Origin of the sequence: Salmonella sp. SAL04157 (assembly GCF_046551635.1) — a bacterium.
Taxonomy (GTDB): domain Bacteria; phylum Pseudomonadota; class Gammaproteobacteria; order Enterobacterales; family Enterobacteriaceae; genus Salmonella; species Salmonella enterica.
Genome location: NZ_JBGDVS010000001.1, coordinates 491758 through 512820 on the forward strand (window position 1 = coordinate 491758; position 21063 = coordinate 512820).

The window sequence follows — 21063 nt, forward strand, 5'->3', positions numbered from 1 at the left end:
TGATTGTCAGCAACTGTGCAGTCCAAGAAAATCGACAATCTGGTTGAAATAATCTTCGAAGCCCGTGAATGCGTGATTACCACCCTCGGTCACTGTCTGACGGCAGGAGGCGTAATATGCCACCGCCTGGCGGTAATCCAGCACTTCATCGCCCGTCTGTTGCAGTAGCCAGATCAGGTCCGGCGCTTCCAGCGGGTCAATCTGCATGACTTTAAGATCATAAATATGGCGAGACTCTAGCACATATTGCTGCCCGGTGTAGGGGTTCTCGTTCTGACCGAGATAGTCGGTCAGTAATTCAAAGGGCCGCACGGCGGGATTCACCACCACAGCCGGCAGCATAAAACATTGCGACAGCCAGGTGGCGTAATAACCACCCAGCGACGATCCTACCAGCCCTAATGGCGCACCGCCATGCTCAAGCACGAGAGATTCCAGCAACTCCGCCGCATCGGCAGGATACGGCGGCAGCTGAGGGACGATCATCTCGACATGCGGATGACGCTCCGCCAGCCAGTTTTTTAGCTGGCACGCTTTTGCCGAGCGAGGGGAACTGTTGAATCCGTGCAAATAGAGAAGCGTAGACATCAGTATCCTTCCGAAGCGGTATCGGGTCGGAACCGGGTATCCTGCAGGCGATGCACTTCCGTCTCCAGGACGCCGTTCGCCCGGAGCTCCAGCGTACGCCAGCCCGGCGCGATAGTATCCAGCGTAAAGTTCGCGCAGTGTGGTTTGAACTGTACGCAGGTTGACGGCGACGCCAGCAGACGGCGACCGTTCCAGTCAAGATCCAGCTCCTGGTGAATATGTCCGCATAACAGATATTTTACACGCGGGAAATTCGCCAGCACGCTATCCAGCTCACCGGCATTACGCAAGCTGTGCTGATCCAACCAACTGCACCCTGCCGGCAACGGATGGTGGTGCAAAAGGAGCAATGTCTGTCTCTCTGGCGCATCGGCGAGCTTACGCTCAAGCCATTCCAGTTGGAACTCGCTCAGTTCGCCATGCGGAACGCCAAACACCTGGCTATCCAGCAACAAAATCTGCCATTGTTCACCGATTAACACGCGTTTAGCCGGGGAAATCCCCGCCTCTTGCAGCGCGCTGTACATTGCCGGCTGAAAATCATGATTGCCCGGTAGCCAAACGCAAGGCGCGCGAAAGCTTGCGATACCCTCAGCAAAATGCTGATAAGCCGCAGCGGATTGATCCTGCGCCAGATCGCCGGTGGCCACGATCAGATCATATTCATACTGTTGCGCCCGAATAGCCTCCAGCACAGCCTGGTAACTTTCCCAGGTATTGACGCCTAACAGCGTTTCATGCTTTTCGGCAAACAGGTGAGTATCTGTAATTTGTAAAATCCTGACTCGGGCCTCACCAGCCAGAGGTAGGGTTAACAGGCTTTCCAAATGGTGTCCTTAGGTTTCACGACGCTAATAAACCGGAATCGCCATCGCTCCATGTGCTAAACAGAATCGTAGCCAGTCGGCCAGAAACTGATTAATTTGATGCTTTTCGTCGCGTTGATGCAACTTTTTATTTGGATAATCATACCGCGCTTTGAAGCGAAAGATCTGCTGGCTTGAACACACTTCAGCCACCATCGCATCATGGTAGAGGCGCACCGTCAGCGACGGCAGGCTCCAGTAGGTGATGGCTGGCGCCGTTTGCTCGATCGTTACAAGCGTAGTGTATCGGGTCGATTCCACAATCGTTAACCGATATTGTACGTTGCCCACCTGATAGCTCACCGTTTCACCGGGGGCGTCATTGCGCGGCAGCAGGCGGCGCAATTGCGAAAAATTGGTTTCGCACAAACGCATCATTTCTGGGAAGTCAGGTGTATAACGCTTCATTTTTTCCACTCGTTTTTTAACTCTTGATGATGCAACTGAAGCCATTGCAAAGCGATGACTGCGGCTGCGTTGTCGATTTTCCCCTCTTCTACCCACTGGTATGCCTGTTCCCGGCTTACCACATGAACCCGAATATCTTCGTTTTCATCCGCCAGACCATGAATACCTGCCGCGGTCGTGGCGTCCACTTCACCCACCAGAATAGATGAGCGCTCGCTGGTTCCTCCTGGACTCGCCAGGTAACTGATGACCGGTCGGGTGCGGCCCACGGTCAGCCCCGCTTCTTCCATCGCCTCCCGCCGGGCGACCGCCTCAATGGTTTCGCCTTCTTCTATCATGCCAGCGACCATCTCCAGCAGCCACGGCGTAACGCTTGTGTCATACGCGGCAATACGAATCTGTTCGACCAGCACCACCTCGTCGCGTTCAGGGTCAAAGGGTAGCAAGACGGCGGCGTGCCCGCGCTCAAAAATTTCGCGCTTTACCTCGCCACTCATTTCTCCGTTGAATAAACGATGGCGGAATCGATACACATCCAATGAAAAAAAACCGCGATAGCGCGTTTCCCGTGCAATAATTTCTACATCGCTTTTGGTGAAAGTAACTGGCAAGTTGTCTGATTTACGCATTGTGCTGCCCTGCTAGCAATAATGATTAAATGATGAATTTCAAGGGTGGTTGACTGCTGTTTTATCACCCTTGTGGTAAATTGGTGCCAATTAAGGCTCGTATGGCACGTAACGCCAACTTTTTGCAGTGGCGGATTCTGCTAGAATCAGCAATTATTTTTACAAATTGATCAGCGCTAAATACTGCTTCACAACAAGGAATGCAAATGAAGAAATTGCTCCCCATCCTTATCGGCCTGAGCCTGTCGGGGTTCAGCACACTAAGCCAGGCAGAGAACCTGATGCAAGTTTATCAGCAAGCACGCCTGAGCAACCCGGAATTGCGTAAATCCGCTGCCGATCGCGATGCTGCATTCGAAAAAATTAACGAAGCGCGTAGTCCTTTACTGCCGCAACTGGGTTTAGGTGCCGACTACACCTACAGCAACGGTTATCGCGATGCGAACGGTATCAACTCCAATGAAACCAGCGCTTCCCTGCAATTAACGCAGACGTTATTTGACATGTCGAAATGGCGTGGGCTCACCCTGCAAGAAAAAGCAGCAGGCATTCAGGATGTCACCTATCAGACCGATCAGCAGACGCTGATCCTCAATACCGCGAACGCGTATTTTAAGGTATTGAACGCTATTGATGTGCTTTCCTATACCCAGGCACAAAAAGAGGCTATCTACCGTCAGTTAGATCAAACGACGCAACGTTTTAACGTGGGTCTGGTCGCCATTACCGACGTGCAAAACGCCCGTGCGCAATATGATACCGTACTGGCGAATGAAGTGACCGCCCGCAACAACCTGGATAACGCGGTAGAAGAGCTGCGCCAGGTAACCGGCAATTATTACCCGGAGCTGGCGTCGCTTAACGTCGAGCATTTTAAAACCGACAAACCCAAAGCTGTTAATGCGCTGCTGAAGGAAGCGGAAAACCGTAACCTGTCGCTGTTGCAGGCGCGTTTAAGTCAGGATCTGGCGCGCGAACAAATCCGTCAGGCGCAGGATGGCCATCTGCCGACGCTGAATTTAACGGCCTCAACCGGCATTTCTGATACCTCTTATAGCGGTTCTAAAACCAACTCCGCCCAGTACGACGATAGCAACATGGGGCAGAATAAAATCGGCCTGAACTTCTCCCTGCCGTTGTATCAAGGCGGGATGGTTAACTCGCAGGTAAAACAGGCGCAGTATAACTTCGTCGGCGCAAGCGAACAGCTGGAAAGCGCGCACCGTAGCGTGGTGCAGACCGTACGTTCTTCCTTTAACAATATTAACGCCTCCATCAGCAGCATCAACGCGTATAAACAGGCAGTCGTTTCCGCGCAAAGTTCTTTGGATGCAATGGAAGCCGGTTACTCGGTCGGTACACGTACCATTGTTGACGTACTGGATGCCACCACCACTCTGTATGATGCCAAGCAGCAACTGGCCAACGCGCGTTATACCTATTTGATTAATCAGTTAAATATCAAATATGCGCTCGGTACGCTGAACGAGCAGGATCTGCTCGCGCTTAACAGTACGTTGGGTAAACCTATCCCGACGTCGCCGGAAAGCGTAGCGCCGGAAACGCCAGATCAGGATGCTGCCGCAGACGGTTATAATGCCCATAGCGCCGCGCCGGCAGTACAGCCGACCGCCGCTCGCGCCAACAGCAATAACGGCAATCCATTCCGGCATTGATAAGTTATTCGCTGGCGCTGCGCTTATCAGACCTGTGCCCTTGTAGGTCTGGTAAGCGCGGCGCTACCTGTCATAAAGCCGCGCCTGAACGTAAGACAACGTAAAGATCCTGCTATTCCGCCGCATTCTCGCCTTTTCTCGCTTCAATTTCGACCAGTCATCCTCTATTCTGAACGCATGTTGTATTTACCACTGGGTCCTGGAAGACAAATATGAAACGGACAAAATCCATCCATCACGCATCATTTCGCAAAAGCTGGAGCGCGCGGCATTTAACGCCGGTCGCCTTGGCGGTTACGGCTGTTTTTATGCTGGCTGGCTGTGAAAAAAGCGATGAAACCGTATCGCTGTATCAAAACGCTGATGACTGTTCAGCGGCGAATCCGGGCAAAAGCGCGGAGTGTACAACCGCGTATAACAATGCGCTGAAAGAGGCCGAACGTACTGCGCCTAAGTACGCTACACGCGAAGATTGCGTCGCTGAGTTTGGCGAAGGTCAGTGCCAGCAAGCGCCCGCACAGGCTGGCATGGCACCGGAAAATCAGGCGCAGGCCCAACAATCCAGCGGCAGTTTCTGGATGCCGCTTATGGCAGGTTACATGATGGGGCGTCTGATGGGCGGCGGCGCAGGCTTTGCGCAACAGCCGCTGTTTAGCTCGAAAAACCCGGCCAGCCCTGCATACGGCAAATATACCGATGCGGCAGGTAAAAACTACGGCGCGGCGCAACCGGGCCGGACAATGACCGTACCGAAAACCGCGATGGCGCCGAAACCTGCCACCACAACAACCGTTACCCGCGGCGGTTTTGGCGAATCCGTCGCCAAACAGAGCACCATGCAGCGTAGCGCTGCCGGTACTTCAACACGTTCGATGGGCGGCTGATACGCATGGAAAGAGTCAGTATTACCGAGCGCCCGGACTGGCGCGATAAAGCGACTGAATACGGGTTTAATTTTCACACTATGTATGGTGAACCGTACTGGTGTGAAGACGCTTATTACAAGTTAACGCTCGCCCAGGTGGAAAAACTGGAAGACGTTACCGCCGAGCTGCACCAGATGTGCCTCAAGGTAGTAGAACGCGTCATCGCCAGCGATGAGCTGATGACGAAGTTTCGTATTCCAAAACATACCTGGGGTTTTGTTCGCCAGTCCTGGCAAACGCAACAACCGTCGCTCTATTCCCGCCTCGATCTGGCCTGGGACGGCATCGGCGAGCCTAAGCTGCTCGAAAATAATGCCGACACGCCAACGTCGCTGTATGAAGCGGCGTTTTTTCAGTGGATTTGGCTGGAAGATCAGATCAACGCGGGCAATCTGCCGGAAGGCAGCGATCAGTTTAATAGCCTGCAGGAAAAGCTGATTGAACGCTTTGCTGAACTTCGCGAGCAGTACGGTTTTCAGTTGCTGCATCTCACCTGCTGTCGCGATACGGTTGAGGATCGCGGCACCATTCAGTATTTACAGGATTGCGCGGCCGAAGCGGAAATCGCCACCGAATTTCTCTATATCGACGATATTGGTCTGGGGGAAAAAGGCCAATTTACGGATCTGCAGGATCAGGTCATTGCGAACCTGTTCAAGCTCTATCCGTGGGAATTTATGCTGCGCGAGATGTTTTCCACCAAGCTGGAAGATGCCGGCGTGCGCTGGCTGGAACCGGCCTGGAAAAGCATTATCTCCAATAAAGCGTTGTTGCCGCTGTTGTGGGAGATGTTCCCGGACCATCCGAATCTGTTGCCTGCGTATTTCGCCGAAGACGAACATCCGTCAATGGATAAATATGTCGTGAAACCGATCTTCTCCCGCGAAGGGGCGAACGTATCGATTATTGAGAACGGTAAAACGATCGAATCCGTGGAAGGCCCGTATGGCGAAGAGGGTATGATCGTGCAACAGTTCTATCCGCTGCCAAAATTCGGCGACAGTTACACCCTGATTGGTAGCTGGCTGATTAACGATCAGCCCGCCGGCATTGGTATCCGTGAAGATCGGGCGCTGATCACCCAGGATCTCTCCCGCTTCTATCCGCATATTTTTGTCGAAGGATAGATTTTCCTGTAAGCCCGATGCGCGTAGCGCCATCGGGCAATCATTCCGCGCCTTACCCGGCCTACCCCACCTGCACCGACAACATACTTATACTGCCCATCTCAATACCGTCGACCGGGATGGTGATAGGTTCCTTGCCGTCCCAGGCGCCAAGTACATACAGCAAAGGCAAAAAGTGCTCCGGCGTCGGGTTCGATAAGGCCCCCCCTTCATGTTGCAGATAATTCACCAGCGGGTGCTGTTCTACCGGCCCCTGCCACGTCAGATTGGCTTTAACAAAGTCATTAAATGACGCCGCCCAGGGATACGGTATATTGTCACCGTGCCAACGCACAGTCCGCAGGTTATGAACCACATTCCCGCTGGCCACCAGCATCACGCCTTCGTCACGCAGCGTCGCCAGCTTACGACCCACCTCAAAATGCCATGCCGCCGGTTTGGTACTATCAACACTAAGCTGCACCATCGGGATATCCGCATTCGGGTACATCTTGATCAATACGCCCCAGGAGCCGTGATCAAATCCCCACGCTTCTTTATCGAGCGCGACGGGAACGGGAGCCAACAGTTCAACCAGACGCTGCGCCAGCGCAGGCGATCCAGGGGCCGGATAATGCGTGTCATACAACGCCTGCGGAAAACCGCCAAAATCATGGAGAGTTTGCGGCCTTTCCATCGCTGTGACGCCCATCCCGCGGGTATACCAGTGCGCCGACACCACCACTATCGCCTGCGGTCGCGGTAGGGCTTCCCCCAATCGCCGCCAGGCGCGGGTATAATCGTTATCGTCCAGCACGTTCATCGGGCTGCCATGCCCCAAAAACAATGCTGGCATACACGTTAAAGACATGATGTTATCCTTACAGGAAAGACATTTTGTTAACATCACCATACGCTTTCTTCACAGAGGAAGAACTCAGATAACTATGATGAAGATCATCAGTTATTTTGAAGGTCAGGTTCGGACGGCAAATTGATAAGGAGTAATGGATGTCAGTACCACTTATTCTGACCTTACTGGCGGGCGCCGCCACCTTTATTGGCGCGTTTCTTGGCGTTCTCGGCCAAAAACCGTCTAATCGCGTGCTGGCTTTTTCGCTGGGCTTCGCCGCAGGGATCATGCTGCTCATCTCGCTGATGGAGATGCTGCCCGCCGCGCTTGATACCGAGGGAATGTCGCCTGTACTGGGCTACGGGATGTTTATTATCGGCCTGTTGGGCTACTTCGGGCTGGATCGCCTGCTTCCTCACGCTCATCCGCAGGATCTGGTGCAAAAAAGGCAGCAGCCGCTTCCCGGCTCGATAAAACGCACTGCGATTTTATTGACGCTCGGCATTAGCCTGCACAACTTTCCGGAAGGGATCGCCACCTTTGTCACTGCCAGCAGCAATCTTGAACTGGGTTTCGGCATCGCACTGGCGGTGGCGTTGCACAATATTCCTGAAGGTCTGGCGGTTGCCGGTCCGGTTTATGCCGCGACGGGATCAAAACGTACCGCGATTTTTTGGGCCGGTATCTCCGGCATGGCGGAAATTCTTGGCGGCGTGCTGGCGTGGCTGATTTTGGGTAGTCTGGTTTCGCCAATCGTTATGGCGGCTATCATGGCGGCAGTCGCCGGTATTATGGTGGCGCTCTCCGTCGATGAACTGATGCCGCTGGCAAAAGAGATCGATCCTAACAATAACCCCAGCTATGGCGTGCTTTGCGGTATGTCCATCATGGGGCTCAGTCTCGTCATTTTGCAGACGATAGGTATCGGTTAAGAGAAACCTCGCGCCGGATGCAGGCCTTTAGCCAGGCAACATCCGGCTGCCCGTCAAGGATATGCGCTATTTCTGCTCATTCATCACGCTGTCGCCTTCGTTCGTCTGGCGAAAACGTTTCGTTCGCGCTTCAAGTAATGCATCTCTGTCTTGCCGAAACGCTCTGCAATAACGCTTCATATGGCAAATATACCCTACTACCACCAGAACGATTAATATTATCCAATACCAGGCAATAAACATCCTTTTTACCCTTAAAATTTAACATCACTAAACATTTAACGTTAAAATTTTACATACCCTTATTTTGACGTATTCATATACTGGCATATTTGTGGAACAAATAAATGATTTTGATCATATAAATCAGTGGTGAAACACAATAATGAAAGAGGTATTAAGCAGAAAACAATGTCGATAAGATCACACTTCGTACTAATTTATATTGTTCTTAAAATATCACACTCCTACTATCGACTCACTCAGGCAATTAAAAAATATTGATACAAAATATACTTTAAAATAAGTAATAGCATCATGACTTATATTTAAAGACCAATCATTTACCTCATTTATCATTAATAAAAACATAGTATATACAGAAGTATTATATTTAGAAGTTGTATATAAGGAGATATATCCATGTTTGACCAATACCGGAAAACAATACTTGCCGGTGCCGTCGCACTGACATGCGGACTCACCGCAGCCAGTACGTTTGCCGCAGGTTTTCAACCGGCGCAGCCCGCAGGAAAATTAGGCGCAGTCGTTGTCGATCCTTACGGTAATGCCCCTCTCACCGCACTGGTGGAATTAGATAGCCATGTTATTTCAGACGTTAAAGTTACTGTACATGGCAAAGGGGAAAAAGGCGTTCCCGTTACTTATACTGTTGGGAAAGAGTCTTTAGAAACCTATGACGGTATTCCTATTTTTGGCCTTTATCAGAAATTTGCCAACAACGTCACGGTAGAATATAAAGAAAACGGCAAAGCCATGAAGGATGACTATGTGGTGCAGACGTCCGCCATCGTCAACCATTATATGGATAACCGTTCTATTTCAGATCTCCAGCAAACGAAAGTTATTAAAGTCGCGCCAGGATTTGAAGATCGTCTTTATCTGGTAAATACCCATACCTTTACGCCGCAGGGCGCTGAATTTCACTGGCACGGCGAAAAAGATAAAAATGCGGGCATTCTTGATGCCGGTCCGGCGGGCGGGGCTTTGCCTTTCGATATCGCCCCTTATACGTTTGTGGTCGACACCCAGGGTGAATATCGCTGGTGGCTGGATCAAGATACCTTCTACGACGGCCACGATATGAATATCAACAAACGCGGCTACCTGATGGGTATTCGTGAAACGCCTCGCGGCACCTTTACCGCGGTGCAGGGCCAACACTGGTACGAGTTTGACATGATGGGGCAAATTCTTGCCGATCATAAACTGCCGCGCGGGTTCCTGGATGCGTCTCATGGATCCATCGAAACCGTGAACGGCACCGTACTGCTGCGCGTCGGCAAACGCGATTACCGCAAAGAAGACGGCATACATGTTCATACGATTCGTGACCAAATCATTGAGGTCGATAAGTCTGGCCGCGTAGTAGACGTTTGGGATTTAACCAAAATCCTCGACCCTATGCGTGATGCGCTGCTAGGCGCGCTGGATGCGGGCGCAGTATGCGTGAACGTCGATCTGGCCCATGCCGGACAGCAGGCGAAACTCGAACCGGATACGCCGTATGGCGATGCACTTGGCGTTGGTGCCGGTCGTAACTGGGCGCACGTCAACTCTATCGCTTATGACGCGAAAGACGACTCCATCATCCTTTCTTCCCGCCATCAGGGTATTGTAAAAATTGGTCGCGATAAGCAGGTGAAATGGATACTGGCACCGTCTAAAGGCTGGAATAAGCAGCTAGCCAGTAAATTGCTGAAGCCGGTAGACGATCATGGTAAGCCGTTGACCTGTGACGAAAACGGCAAGTGTAAGGACACCGATTTCGATTTCACCTATACCCAACATACGGCATGGCTTTCCAGCAAAGGCACGTTAACGGTCTTTGATAACGGCGATGGTCGCGGCCTGGAGCAACCGGCTCTACCGACCATGAAATATTCCCGTTTTGTCGAATATAAGATCGATGAGAAGAAAGGCACCGTACAACAAGTTTGGGAATACGGTAAAGAACGTGGGTATGATTTCTATAGTCCTATTACCTCGGTTGTTGAATATCAAAAAGACCGCGACACCATGTTCGGCTTTGGCGGTTCTATTAACCTGTTCGACGTTGGTAAACCCACAGTCGGCAAACTGAATGAGATTGACTATAAAACGAAAGAAGTGAAAGTTGAAATTGATGTGCTGTCGGATAAACCCAACCAGACTCACTATCGTGCATTACTGGTTCATCCAACGCAAATGTTTAAATAAATCACGGGAAGGAATTAATATGTCATCTAAATGGATTACCTCTTTATTTAAAAGCGTAGTATTAACCGCGGCATTGGTCACTCCTTTTGCGGCATCGGCTTTTACCGAGGGCACAGATTATATGGTTCTGGAGAAACCGATTCCTAATGCGGATAAAACGCTGATTAAGGTATTTAGCTACGCCTGCCCTTTCTGCTACAAATATGACAAAGCCGTAACAGGTCCGGTTTCTGATAAAGTAGCCGATCTTGTTACGTTCACCCCGTTCCACCTGGAAACAAAAGGCGAATATGGCAAACAGGCCAGCGAAGTATTTGCAGTCCTGATCGCCAAAGATAAAGCTGCCGGGATTTCGTTATTTGATGCTAAATCACAATTCAAAAAAGCGAAGTTCGCCTGGTACGCGGCTTACCATGATAAGAAAGAGCGCTGGTCAGATGGGAAAGATCCGGCAGCATTTATTAAAACCGGGCTGGACGCCGCAGGCATGAGCCAGGCTGATTTTGAAGCGGCGCTGAAAGATCCTGCCGTTCAGGAGACTCTGGAAAAATGGAAAGCCGCCTATGACGTTGCCAAAATTCAGGGTGTTCCGGCTTACGTCGTCAACGGCAAGTACCTTATCTATACCAAAAACATCAAATCCATCGATTCTATGGCTGAACTCGTCCGGGAACTGGCCACTAAAAAATAAGCAGGGAAACGATTATGGATTTTATTAAGGGATTATGGCGAGACCTACGCGCAAGACCAGTAGATACGCTGGTGAGATGGCAGGAACAGCGCTTTCTGTGGCTGTTAATGGCCATCGCGATGGGAGGGTTAATTATCCTGGCGCACTCGTTCTTCCAAATCTATCTCTACATGGCGCCGTGCGAACAGTGTGTTTACATTCGTTACGCGATGTTTGTGATGGTAATTGGCGGGGTGATTGCGGCGATAAATCCCAAAAATATCGTGCTGAAGCTGATTGGCTGCATCGCGGCGTTTTATGGCAGCATTATGGGCATTAAGTTTTCTATTAAGCTTAATGGTATCCATCATGCGGTACATAATGCGGACCCCGATTCACTTTTTGGCGTGCAAGGATGTTCGACTGACCCGACCTTTCCTTTCAACTTACCGTTGGCGGAATGGGCACCGGAGTGGTTTAAACCTACCGGAGACTGCGGTTATGACGCGCCTATCGTCCCTGATGGCGTAACGCTCAGTAGCGTACAGCAGTGGTTTGTCGATCTCTACCAGCAGTCTGAAGGCTGGTATCTGCTTCCGCCCTGGCACTTTATGAACATGGCGCAGGCATGTATGTTGGCCTTTGGGTTGTGCCTGATTCTGCTGCTGGTGATGAGCGGCGCCTGGGCATTGAAACTGGCCAGAGGCAAATAACCTGAATAGATAAACCAAAGCAGAGGTCTGCATTCAGGCCTCTGCTTTTCTCACAATAATTTTACCATTCAGCTTATTCGTCGTTCTTTGAAACTGAACAGTATGGCACCGAAGGAATACAAAAAAGCCGATGACATCTCATCGGCTTTTTTCAACCATGATCCGTTCGATCAGCTGGCTTTGCGCTCATGCGCCTGGCGGTAAGCCACCAGATCTTCAATCGTGACCACCGCCATATTATGCTGGCCTGCAAACGCGATACACTCCGGCGCGCGCGCCATCGTCCCATCGTCGTTAGTCAACTCGCACAGTACACCTGCAGGTTTAAAACCGGCCAGCGTCATCAGATCGATGGTCGCCTCCGTATGGCCGCCGCGCGTCAGCACGCCGCCCGCCTGAGCGCGCAGTGGGAAAACGTGCCCCGGACGGTTAAGATCGGACGGTTTTGCGCCATCCTTAATTGCCGCACGCACCGTAGTGACACGGTCAGCGGCGGAAACGCCGGTGGTCACGCCTTCTGCGGCTTCAATGGTCACGGTAAAACCGGTGCCGTAGGCACTGGTGTTGTTTTCCACCATCATTGGCAAGTCGAGCTGCTTACGACGGTCTTCAGTAATGCACAGGCAAACAATACCGCTACCGTGACGAATGGTTAACGCCATCTGTTCTACGGTCATCGTCTCTGCGGGGAAAATCATATCGCCTTCGTTTTCACGATCTTCATCATCAAGCACCATCACACCGCGTCCTTCACGCAGCGCATCCAGTGCAAGTTCAACACGTTCAAAAGGCGTACCAAAAGAGGAAAGTAGCGTCTGATTCATGGTAAAAAAACCTCATTAACATTATGGTTACCAGAATCAGGGCAGTCTTAGGAGTGCCGACAAGCGGCAAAAAAATAACGTGAGCGGGTCCATGCCCGACTGGATCGTTACCCTCTCCCATCCGGACTTTAACCGTCGGCCCCGGAATTACACCGGATCTGCTGACCTTTTCGCTATGGCAAAAAGCGCTCGCGGGCTTTCAACCTGCTCTCCGCGTTCCGTCACGGCGCGCCGTGATGAGAAATGCGTTAAACATCGCTGATTTACCGCCGGTGGGGAATTTCGCCCCGCCCTGAGAATAAGCGGGTTAACTATAACGCTATTGATTACCTTCATCAACGCCTTTACTCCGTATGACGTCACACAATTCTGGTTTATGGCGTCCACATATCGCACTACAATAAGAGCTAACACTTACCAGTTCAGGGAAACCACAATGATTGACCCGAAAAAAATTGAGCAAATCGCACGCCAGGTTCATGAGTCAATGCCGAAAGGTATTCGCGAGTTCGGGGAAGATATCGAGAAAAAAATCCGTCAAACGCTGCAATCTCAGCTGACGCGTCTCGATCTGGTGAGCCGCGAAGAGTTTGATGTCCAGACTCAGGTCTTGCTGCGCACCCGGGAAAAACTGGCGCTGCTGGAGCAACGCCTCAGCGAACTGGAAGCTCGCGACAAGCCTGAAGAAGTAAAACCTGCGCCCGCCATCCCGCCAGTCGATCCACAAGAGTAAAAACGTGAACGGGCCTGACGGCCCGCTCATATAAGCTCTGAATAATGCCCTGCACCTGTAAAGGGAGCGAGGATTAGTGTTCTAATTCTAACCTTTTCGCCTGAGTCGCCTGCTGGCAGTAAAGCGCGTAACGCTTGCAAAACCAGTCGCGGTGCTCCTCGTCCATATTGCCGGTTACCGCCTGGATATCAACAGGACGCCCCTCCGCCTGCATTCTGGCAAAACTGCGCGCCAGAAAATCGAAATTATTCAATGAATAGACGTTATTGTTGTTCATCAGCATACCCTCCAGTTATTGAATTCTGTTAAGGCTATATGCTTTTTCTAATTTCAGTATTTCCCTATATGTACGGCGGTTTTATACATAACGTGCGCAAATTTAATGCGCAAAATCACAATATTCACCAAAGATAACGACGGATAAATCGCTTTTCGGACTTAAGGAGATATGGGTCACATGATATTGTAACGCAATGAAATAACAAGCATGAAAATTATCACGCGAACACCCTTCTGAAGGCGGCGACAAGGATAGAAAATATGACCTTATTTGCGGAGTATAACAGCCCCTATCTGTTTGCCATCGCGTTCGTTTTCTTTATCGGCGTGCTGGAGATGATTTCTCTGATTTTTGGCCACTTTCTTTCAGGCGCGCTCGACGCCCATCTCGATCATTATGACGCCCTGTCATCTGGCCCTACGGGCCAGGCGCTTCATTATCTGAATATTGGACGCGTTCCCGCCCTGGTCGTCCTCTGTCTATTGGCCGGTTATTTCGGCCTCTTCGGTATCCTCATCCAGCATGGCGGGATCATGCTCTGGCAAGCGCCGCTCAGCAATCTGCTGCTGGTCCCGTTGAGCATTGTCCTGTCGGTCTTTGCCGTGCATTACAGCGGAAAAATCCTCGCGCCCTGGCTACCCAGAGATGAAAGCTCCGCCCTCAGGGAAGAGGAATTTATCGGCGGCATGGCGATTATTACCGGCCACGCCGCCGTCGCCGGTACACCTTGCGAAGGAAAATTTACCGATAAGTTCGGCCAGATTCACTATTTACTGCTGGAACCCGAAAAGGGAAAAGAATTTAAAAAAGGAGACAAGGTGCTGATTGTCTGCCGACTTTCCGCAACGCGTTATTTGGCTGAGCGTACCTTCTATGTTTAATTGAGAGGAACTTACATAATGGATGATGTTTTTGGCATATTGCCATCATGGATGTTTACCGCCATCGTTGCGGTTATCGTCTTACTAATTATCGGGATCATTTTTGCTCGCCTTTATCGCCGCGCATCTGCGGAACAGGCGTTTGTCCGTACCGGGCTTGGCGGGCAAAAAGTGGTGATGAGCGGCGGCGCTATTGTGATGCCAATCTTTCACGAAATTATTCCGATCAATATGAATACCCTAAAACTTGAAGTCAGCCGTGCTACCGTCGACAGCCTGATCACCAAAGATCGTATGCGCGTTGACGTGGTCGTCGCTTTCTTCGTGCGTGTAAAGCCCTCTGTTGAAGGTATTGCCACCGCCGCACAAACCCTTGGCCAGCGAACGCTGTCGCCGGAAGATCTTCGTATGCTGGTTGAGGATAAATTCGTTGACGCCCTACGCGCTACCGCAGCCCAGATGACGATGCATGAGCTACAGGATACGCGTGAAAACTTCGTTCAGGGCGTACAAAACACCGTTGCGGAAGATTTGTCGAAAAACGGCCTGGAACTGGAAAGCGTCTCATTAACCAACTTTAACCAAACGTCCAAAGAGCATTTCAATCCAAACAATGCCTTTGATGCCGAAGGTCTGACGAAACTGACGCAGGAAACCGAACGCCGCCGTCGTGAACGTAATGAAGTGGAACAGGATGTGGAAGTAGCGGTGCGCGAAAAGAACCGCGACGCGCTTGAACGCAAGCTGGAAATCGAGCAACAAGAAGCCTTTATGACTCTGGAGCAGGAGCAACAGGTTAAAACCCGCACCGCCGAACAAAACGCTAAAATTGCCGCTTTTGAGGCCGAGCGCCATCGTGAAGCAGAACAGACGCGCATTCTTGCTGAGCGGCAGATCCAGGAGACGGAGATCGAACGTGAGCAAGCAGTACGGTCCAGGAAAGTTGAGGCCGAGCGTGAAGTACGTATTAAAGAGATCGAACAGCAACAGGTGACAGAAATCGCCAACCAGACGAAATCTATCGCCATTGCCGCCAAATCCGAGCAGCAATCGCAAGCGGAAGCGCGCGCCAACGACGCGCTGGCCGATGCGGTTCGCGCCCAGCAAAACGTAGAAACCACCCGCCAGACCGCCGAAGCGGATCGCGCCAAGCAGGTCGCTCTGATCGCCGCGGCGCAGGATGCGGAAACCAAAGCGGTCGAACTGACCGTTCGGGCAAAAGCAGAGAAAGAAGCGGCAGAATTGCAAGCCGCCGCCATCATCGAACTGGCGGAAGCAACGCGTAAAAAAGGTCTGGCGGAAGCCGAAGCGCAGCGGGCGCTGAATGACGCTATCAACGTACTATCTGACGAACAAACCAGCCTCAAATTTAAACTAGCGCTCTTACAATCGTTGCCTGCTGTTATTGAGAAGTCTGTTGAACCGATGAAATCCATCGACGGCATTAAGATTATTCAGGTCGATGGCCTCAATCGCGGCGCGATGGCGGGCGACGTCGCCGCTGGCGGCGCTAACGGGGGAAACCTGGCGGAACAAGCGTTATCTGCCGCGCTCACCTATCGTACCCAGGCGCCGCTGATCGATTCGCTGTTAAACGAGATTGGCATCGCTGGCGGCTCGCTAAAGGCGCTGACCACGCCGTTGGTTTCATCGGCAACGGATGAGATTAATCGCGAAGCAACGGTAAAAGAGCAATAATCCCCGCCATATCTCCTGTCCCTGGTCATAAGACCGGGGATTTTTTTATCTTTTTTCCACCTTGTCTGTACAAAGCGTTATGACCAGCAGGCCATTTTGCGTGGGCGATCCAGTAACGCAAAATCGGCGGGAGAAAGCCCTTGCGTCAGACAGGCCACTCACCAACAATCGCGATGTCAGCAAGGGACTGAAACGGGAAAGCCCCTCCCGAGGAAGGGGCTTTAATAAGGAAAGGGTTATGATGCACCAGGTCATCATACTGATTGTTCTGTTACTGATAAGTTTCGCAGCTTACTAACAGCCAATCAGAGGGGGGAGAGATCCCCTCTCACCCTTATTCCTTTACTTTAGGTCGAAAAAAAAGCAGCGTCAACCGCGAGATACGCGTCGAAACAAAATGTCCGACGCGCCTTCAAAATCAGCGCCCGCAGCGTCTGTAACGCCTGATGACGCGGTTTTACTTTTCGCTCTCGGTCTGGATCTTTTTGATGATATTGGTCGTGGAACAACCATCTTCGAAGTTCAGCACCATGACTTCGCCGCCGTTGGCCCAGACCTCTTCGCTGCCCGCGATCTCTTCCGGCTTATAGTCGCCGCCTTTTACCAGCAGATCCGGCAGAATACCGGCAATCAGTCGTTGCGGCGTATCCTCTTCAAAAGAGACAACCCAGTCGACTGACTCCAGCGCGCCCAGCACGATCATACGCTGTTCGAGCGGATTAACCGGACGGCTTTCGCCTTTCAGACGTTTAGTCGAGGCGTCACTGTTGACCGCAACAATCAGGCGGTCGCCCAGTTTGCGCGCGTTCGCCAGATAAGAGACGTGGCCCGCGTGCAGAATATCGAAAACGCCGTTGGTCATGACCACTTTCTCGCCACGCTTACGCGCGCTGGCGACGGCCTGTCTCAACTCCTCTTCGGTCATGACGCCGAAGCCGGTATCCGCGCGTCCGCGCACTGCGTTTTCCAGCTCAATAGGGGAAACCGTTGACGTCCCGAGCTTACCTACCACTACGCCCGCTGCCGCATTGGCGAAATAACACGCCTCCTCCAGGGTATTTCCCGCCGCCAGCGTCGCCGCCAGCACGCCGATCACCGTATCGCCCGCACCGGTAACATCATAAACTTCCTGCGCCTGCGTCGGCATATGTAGCGGCGCTTTATTCGGTTGCAGCAGCGTCATTCCCTGTTCGGAACGCGTGACCAACAGCGCGGAAAGGTCGTAATCGGCAATGAGCTTCATACCACGTTCAACCAGTTCGTCTTCGCTTTTACATTTCCCCGCGACCGCCTCGAATTCAGAAAGGTTTGGCGTCAGCAGCGTGGCGCCGCGGTAACGTTCAAAATCCGTTCCTTTCGGATCGATGAGCACCGGCACGCCCGCCTGGCGCGCCAGGGAAATCATAGTCTGCACGCTGGTCAGAGCGCCTTTGGCATAATCGGACAATACCAGCGCGCCGATCGATCCCAGCGCCTGGTTGATACGCTCATGCAACGGCTGCGGGTCCACGCCCTCAAAGCCTTCTTCAAAATCAAGACGAATGAGCTGCTGATTACGTGATAGTACGCGCAGTTTGGTAATCGTCGGATGCGTCGGCACAGAAACGAAGTCGCACTTCACATTGACCTCCGCCAACGTTTTGCTCAGCGCGCGCGCGGCGTCATCAATACCCGTCAGGCCGACCAGACGGGCGTTCGCTCCCAGAGACGCAATGTTCATCGCCACGTTCGCCGCGCCGCCCGGACGTTCCTCAACGGTATTTACCTTAACCACGGGCACCGGCGCTTCCGGTGAAATACGGCAAGTGGGGCCATACCAATAGCGATCCAGCATTACATCACCCACAACCATGACGCCTGCACGTTCAAACGCTGGCAGATTTACTTTCATTCCTGTCTCCTGAGAGATTCAAAATTTGCGCGCGATAATAGCATAATTCAAACGGCTACCAGCCACTTCCGCCAGCTTGCCTGCACCAGCGCACGCTCTTTGCTAAAACACGTCTGCGCCACATGACCAGGAAGCTCCTGCAACGCCAGGTGGTGCAGTTCATCACGCAGTGTGGTGTAGGCTACCGTCAGCGCCTGCGCTTCGTGTTCATCCATAATGCCGTTTTGCGCCAGAAGCTCCAGGATGCGCACGTTATCAGACCAGCGCGTTAATTTAGGTTTTTCATGAGCGTAGCGCAGTACCAGATATTGCGCGATAAACTCAATATCCGTAATACCGCCTTCATCAGCTTTAATATCAAAACGATCGCGATGCTTATTGCCGAGATGCGCCCGCATTTTCTCGCGCATTTCACGCACTTCAGTCTGCAATGTCTTGCCGTCGCGCGCCGTCGTCATGATAGTGCGGCGCACCGCATCAAACTGTGAGGTAAGTTGTGGGTCGCCATATACCACGCGAGCGCGTACTAACGCCTGATGTTCCCAGGTCCAGGCTTCATGCTGCTGATAATCGGCAAACGCGTCCGCTGAAGTCACCAGCATTCCCGCCGCGCCAGAGGGGCGTAGACGCGCATCTACCTCATACAAAATGCCGGAGGAGGTGCGCGTACTGAACAGATGCATAATGCGCTGCGCCAGGCGCAGATAAAACTGCCGCCCGTCGATTTCGCGTTCGCCGTTGGTCATGACGTCCATCGGACAGTCATGCAGGAAGATGAGATCCAGATCGGAACTGTAGCCCAGCTCCCATCCGCCCAACTTGCCATAACCGACAACCGCAAACCCCCGCCCCTGGCGCTCGTCCAGATGCGCTGGCTGACCATAACGCGCAACCATTTGCGTCCACGCCTGCTGCACCACAGCATCAATCATCGCCTCCGCCAGCCATGTGAGGTGATCGCTCACTTTCATCACCGGCAGCGTACCGGCAATATCCGCCGCCGCAATCCGCAAAAGCTGTGCCTGTTTAAACTGGCGTAATGCCTCCAGTTGTTGTTCTTCGTCTTCTTCCGGTACGCGCAGCAAATATTGGCGTAATTCGTCGCGGTAAGCGTCGGTAGCCGTCGGCTGATAAAGCGTGCCGGGGTCGAGCAGTTCATCAAGCAACAACGGATAACGCGCCAGTTGGCTCGCTATCATTGGCGAAGCGGCGCAGAGCATAATCAGGTGTTTCAGCGCGCCAGGAAATTCGCTCAGCAGCTCCAGATAGGTGGTGCGAGTGACAATCCCCGCCAGCAACGGCGTTATCCGCGATAGCGTAACAGCGGCGTCTTCGCGAGAGCAGACATCAGCAAGCAGGTGCGGCATCAGTTGGTCCAGCACTTGCCGCCCGCGCGGGCCGATAGGGCGTTTATCCAGTTCCTTACGGAAGTCAGCGATGAGGGTCAGAACTTGTCGCCGATCCTCATCGGCTAAATGCGCCAGCACTGGCGTCGAATCATCCTCCTGTAGCGCATCCTGCCATACTTCACGCCACGGCTCTGAACGTTCTTCCTCCTGCGGGGTATCGGCTTCATCATCGCCAATTAATTCGTTGAATACGCGGCGTACATTAGCCATATGATCCGTCAGTTCGCCAACAAGCTGCGGCCAGTTCTCCGCCTTCATTCCCCAGGCCAGCCGCGCCCGATTCAGATCGTCGGCAGGCAACGTTTGCGTCTGTTCGTCATTGATGCTTTGCAGCAGATTCTCCAGACGACGTAGAAAAAGATAGGCCACGCGCAGTTGCGCCACGTCATTCTCAGGCAGCAAATGCAGCGCAGCGATAGCATCCAACGTCGGCAGTAACGAACGCGACTGTAGCGACGGCTCGCGTCCGCCGCGGATCAGCTGGAATACCTGCACGATAAACTCAATTTCACGAATACCGCCCGCGCCAAGTTTAATGTTGTCTTTCAAACCGCGGCGTCGCACTTCGCGGGCGATCATCCCTTTCATATTGCGTAGCGACTGGATGACGCTGAAATCGATATAGCGGCGGAAAACGAAAGGCCGCAGCATGGCGCGTAATTCACGAGACCAGGCGTCGTCGTTATCGCCCATTAGCCGCGCTTTCACCATGGCGTAGCGTTCCCAGTCGCGTCCTTGTTCCTGATAGTAATCCTCCAGCGCGGCAAAACTCAGTACCAGCGGGCCGCTGTCGCCAAACGGTCGCAGGCGCATGTCCACCCGATAGACAAAACCATCCATTGTGGGCTGATCCAGCGCTTTGATCAGCCGCTGCCCGAGACGCGTAAAAAACTGGGCGTTATCGAGTTCACGGCGTCCGCCCCGGGTCTCGCCATGTTCCGGCCAGGCGAAAATCAGATCGATATCAGACGAAAAATTCAGTTCGCCGCCGCCCAGCTTTCCCATGCCTAAAATCAGCAGCGGCTGCGGAACGCCCTGCGGGTTACAGGGGGTTCCCCATTCGCGGCAACAGGCGGCATACAGCCAGTCACGCGCCCCCACGATGAGCGTCTCCGCCAGATGGCTCAACTGTTGTAAAATAGTCTCATCGTCCACCAGCGACAGCGTCTGCGCCCAGGCGATGCGTACCATGATGCGACGACGAAAAAGCCTCAGTTCACGCATCAGCGAGGCGTCGTCACAGACACCTGCCAACGCCTCCTGTAACCAGCCAGCATAATGTCGCCATTCATCAGCCTGCGGCGATGCGGATTCCAGTTCGGCAAGCCACTCCGGATGCGCTATCACGCTATCCAGCGCAAAATCGCTAAATGTAAGTACTGACTTCGCCTGCACGCTAAGCGATGTCTCAGTAAATCCTTCTGGTAGGCGCTCAACAACGGTCTGCCAGTACTGCGATAAGGGTGAAGAGAGCGGCGTCATTTAGGGGATATCCTTTAAATAATGCCGGATGGCGGCGTTTCGCCTGATCCGGCCTACAA

21 protein-coding genes and 1 riboswitch are annotated in these 21063 nt (G+C 52.5%); of the genes, 11 read left to right on the forward strand and 10 right to left on the reverse strand.

Annotated elements, in window-relative coordinates; all coding sequences use genetic code 11:
• Positions 1-6 precede the first annotated feature (6 nt).
• The 4 genes from yqiA to nudF are packed head-to-tail and all read right to left on the reverse strand — an operon-like array spanning position 7 to position 2491.
• Positions 7-588, reverse strand: coding sequence for an esterase YqiA (yqiA, locus tag ACLJRE_RS02390; RefSeq protein ID WP_000105725.1), 582 nt, complete (start codon positions 586-588; stop codon positions 7-9).
• Positions 588-1415: a 3',5'-cyclic-AMP phosphodiesterase gene (gene cpdA, locus ACLJRE_RS02395; protein ID WP_000444735.1), complete on the reverse strand. Its 828-nt coding sequence runs from the start codon at positions 1413-1415 to the stop codon at positions 588-590. The genes yqiA and cpdA overlap by 1 nt, the downstream gene beginning before the upstream one ends.
• A 24-nt stretch (positions 1416-1439) precedes the next feature.
• Positions 1440-1862 carry a DUF1249 family protein gene (locus tag ACLJRE_RS02400; RefSeq protein WP_000833404.1) on the reverse strand — a complete coding sequence of 141 codons (423 nt, stop codon included), beginning with the start codon at positions 1860-1862 and terminating at the stop codon, positions 1440-1442.
• Positions 1859-2491 carry an ADP-ribose diphosphatase gene (gene nudF / locus ACLJRE_RS02405; protein ID WP_001231950.1) on the reverse strand — a complete coding sequence of 211 codons (633 nt, stop codon included), beginning with the start codon at positions 2489-2491 and terminating at the stop codon, positions 1859-1861. The genes ACLJRE_RS02400 and nudF overlap by 4 nt, the downstream gene beginning before the upstream one ends.
• Before the next feature lie 200 nt (positions 2492-2691).
• On the opposite strand from nudF, the gene tolC reads away from it, so the two are divergent.
• The 3 genes from tolC to ACLJRE_RS02420 all read left to right on the forward strand — a co-directional run bounded on the left by tolC (position 2692) and on the right by ACLJRE_RS02420 (position 6220).
• Complete coding sequence (tolC, locus tag ACLJRE_RS02410) at positions 2692-4167, forward strand: outer membrane channel protein TolC (protein WP_015899378.1); 1476 nt, start codon at positions 2692-2694, stop codon at positions 4165-4167.
• Positions 4168-4379: 212 nt separating this feature from the next.
• Positions 4380-5051: a DUF1190 family protein gene (locus tag ACLJRE_RS02415; protein ID WP_000831528.1), complete on the forward strand. Its 672-nt coding sequence runs from the start codon at positions 4380-4382 to the stop codon at positions 5049-5051.
• Positions 5052-5056: 5 nt separating this feature from the next.
• The gene (locus ACLJRE_RS02420; RefSeq protein WP_023212691.1) at positions 5057-6220 is read left to right on the forward strand and encodes a glutathionylspermidine synthase family protein; all 1164 of its coding nucleotides are present in this window, start codon (positions 5057-5059) and stop codon (positions 6218-6220) included.
• Positions 6221-6281: 61 nt separating this feature from the next.
• Here ACLJRE_RS02420 and ygiD read toward each other — a convergent pair whose 3' ends face one another.
• Positions 6282-7070, reverse strand: a complete 789-nt coding sequence (gene ygiD / locus ACLJRE_RS02425; protein ID WP_023220866.1) for a 4,5-DOPA dioxygenase extradiol — start codon at positions 7068-7070, stop codon at positions 6282-6284.
• A gap of 140 nt (positions 7071-7210) precedes the next feature.
• Here ygiD and zupT point away from each other — a divergent pair, with 140 nt between their 5' ends.
• The gene (gene zupT / locus ACLJRE_RS02430; protein WP_000115874.1) at positions 7211-7984 is read left to right on the forward strand and encodes a zinc transporter ZupT; all 774 of its coding nucleotides are present in this window, start codon (positions 7211-7213) and stop codon (positions 7982-7984) included.
• A gap of 66 nt (positions 7985-8050) precedes the next feature.
• On the opposite strand, the gene ACLJRE_RS02435 is transcribed toward zupT, so the two are convergent.
• A complete protein-coding gene (locus tag ACLJRE_RS02435; protein ID WP_000469257.1) occupies positions 8051-8227 on the reverse strand; it encodes a hypothetical protein in 177 nt (58 codons plus the stop codon).
• 399 nt (positions 8228-8626) lie between these two features.
• On the opposite strand from ACLJRE_RS02435, the gene ACLJRE_RS02440 reads away from it, so the two are divergent.
• From ACLJRE_RS02440 to dsbI, 3 genes are read left to right on the forward strand one after another with little or no spacing between them, the layout of a single operon-like run.
• Positions 8627-10423, forward strand: coding sequence for an aryl-sulfate sulfotransferase (locus ACLJRE_RS02440; RefSeq protein ID WP_410957301.1), 1797 nt, complete (start codon positions 8627-8629; stop codon positions 10421-10423).
• A gap of 19 nt (positions 10424-10442) precedes the next feature.
• Positions 10443-11114: a thiol:disulfide interchange protein DsbA/DsbL gene (locus tag ACLJRE_RS02445; protein ID WP_000096230.1), complete on the forward strand. Its 672-nt coding sequence runs from the start codon at positions 10443-10445 to the stop codon at positions 11112-11114.
• A 14-nt stretch (positions 11115-11128) separates the two neighbouring features.
• The gene (dsbI, locus tag ACLJRE_RS02450; RefSeq protein WP_000345576.1) at positions 11129-11806 is read left to right on the forward strand and encodes a protein-disulfide oxidoreductase DsbI; all 678 of its coding nucleotides are present in this window, start codon (positions 11129-11131) and stop codon (positions 11804-11806) included.
• A gap of 170 nt (positions 11807-11976) precedes the next feature.
• On the opposite strand, the gene ribB is transcribed toward dsbI, so the two are convergent.
• On the reverse strand, positions 11977-12630 hold the full coding sequence (gene ribB, locus ACLJRE_RS02455; protein WP_001076978.1) for a 3,4-dihydroxy-2-butanone-4-phosphate synthase: 654 nt from the start codon (positions 12628-12630) through the stop codon (positions 11977-11979).
• 105 nt (positions 12631-12735) lie between these two features.
• A riboswitch (FMN riboswitch) is annotated at positions 12736-12934 on the reverse strand.
• Between the two features lie 132 nt (positions 12935-13066).
• Here ribB and ubiK point away from each other — a divergent pair.
• The gene (gene ubiK / locus ACLJRE_RS02460) at positions 13067-13363 is read left to right on the forward strand and encodes a ubiquinone biosynthesis accessory factor UbiK (RefSeq protein ID WP_000566824.1); all 297 of its coding nucleotides are present in this window, start codon (positions 13067-13069) and stop codon (positions 13361-13363) included.
• Positions 13364-13436: 73 nt separating this feature from the next.
• Here ubiK and glgS read toward each other — a convergent pair whose 3' ends face one another.
• Positions 13437-13646, reverse strand: a complete 210-nt coding sequence (gene glgS / locus ACLJRE_RS02465; protein ID WP_000928927.1) for a cell surface composition regulator GlgS — start codon at positions 13644-13646, stop codon at positions 13437-13439.
• Between the two features lie 257 nt (positions 13647-13903).
• On the opposite strand from glgS, the gene ACLJRE_RS02470 reads away from it, so the two are divergent.
• The 3 genes from ACLJRE_RS02470 to ACLJRE_RS02480 all read left to right on the forward strand — a co-directional run bounded on the left by ACLJRE_RS02470 (position 13904) and on the right by ACLJRE_RS02480 (position 16520).
• A complete protein-coding gene (locus ACLJRE_RS02470; protein ID WP_000171742.1) occupies positions 13904-14524 on the forward strand; it encodes an OB-fold-containig protein in 621 nt (206 codons plus the stop codon).
• An 18-nt stretch (positions 14525-14542) separates the two neighbouring features.
• The gene (locus ACLJRE_RS02475; protein WP_000342876.1) at positions 14543-16222 is read left to right on the forward strand and encodes a flotillin family protein; all 1680 of its coding nucleotides are present in this window, start codon (positions 14543-14545) and stop codon (positions 16220-16222) included.
• Positions 16223-16460: 238 nt separating this feature from the next.
• On the forward strand, positions 16461-16520 hold the full coding sequence (locus ACLJRE_RS02480; protein ID WP_001804776.1) for a type I toxin-antitoxin system Ibs family toxin: 60 nt from the start codon (positions 16461-16463) through the stop codon (positions 16518-16520).
• Between the two features lie 159 nt (positions 16521-16679).
• Here the strand turns inward: ACLJRE_RS02480 and hldE are convergent, their stop codons facing one another.
• Both hldE and glnE read right to left on the reverse strand, forming a co-directional pair.
• Positions 16680-18113, reverse strand: coding sequence for a bifunctional D-glycero-beta-D-manno-heptose-7-phosphate kinase/D-glycero-beta-D-manno-heptose 1-phosphate adenylyltransferase HldE (gene hldE, locus ACLJRE_RS02485; protein WP_000867682.1), 1434 nt, complete (start codon positions 18111-18113; stop codon positions 16680-16682).
• Between the two features lie 47 nt (positions 18114-18160).
• Positions 18161-21004, reverse strand: a complete 2844-nt coding sequence (gene glnE / locus ACLJRE_RS02490) for a bifunctional [glutamate--ammonia ligase]-adenylyl-L-tyrosine phosphorylase/[glutamate--ammonia-ligase] adenylyltransferase (RefSeq protein WP_000188315.1) — start codon at positions 21002-21004, stop codon at positions 18161-18163.
• Positions 21005-21063 lie beyond the last annotated feature (59 nt).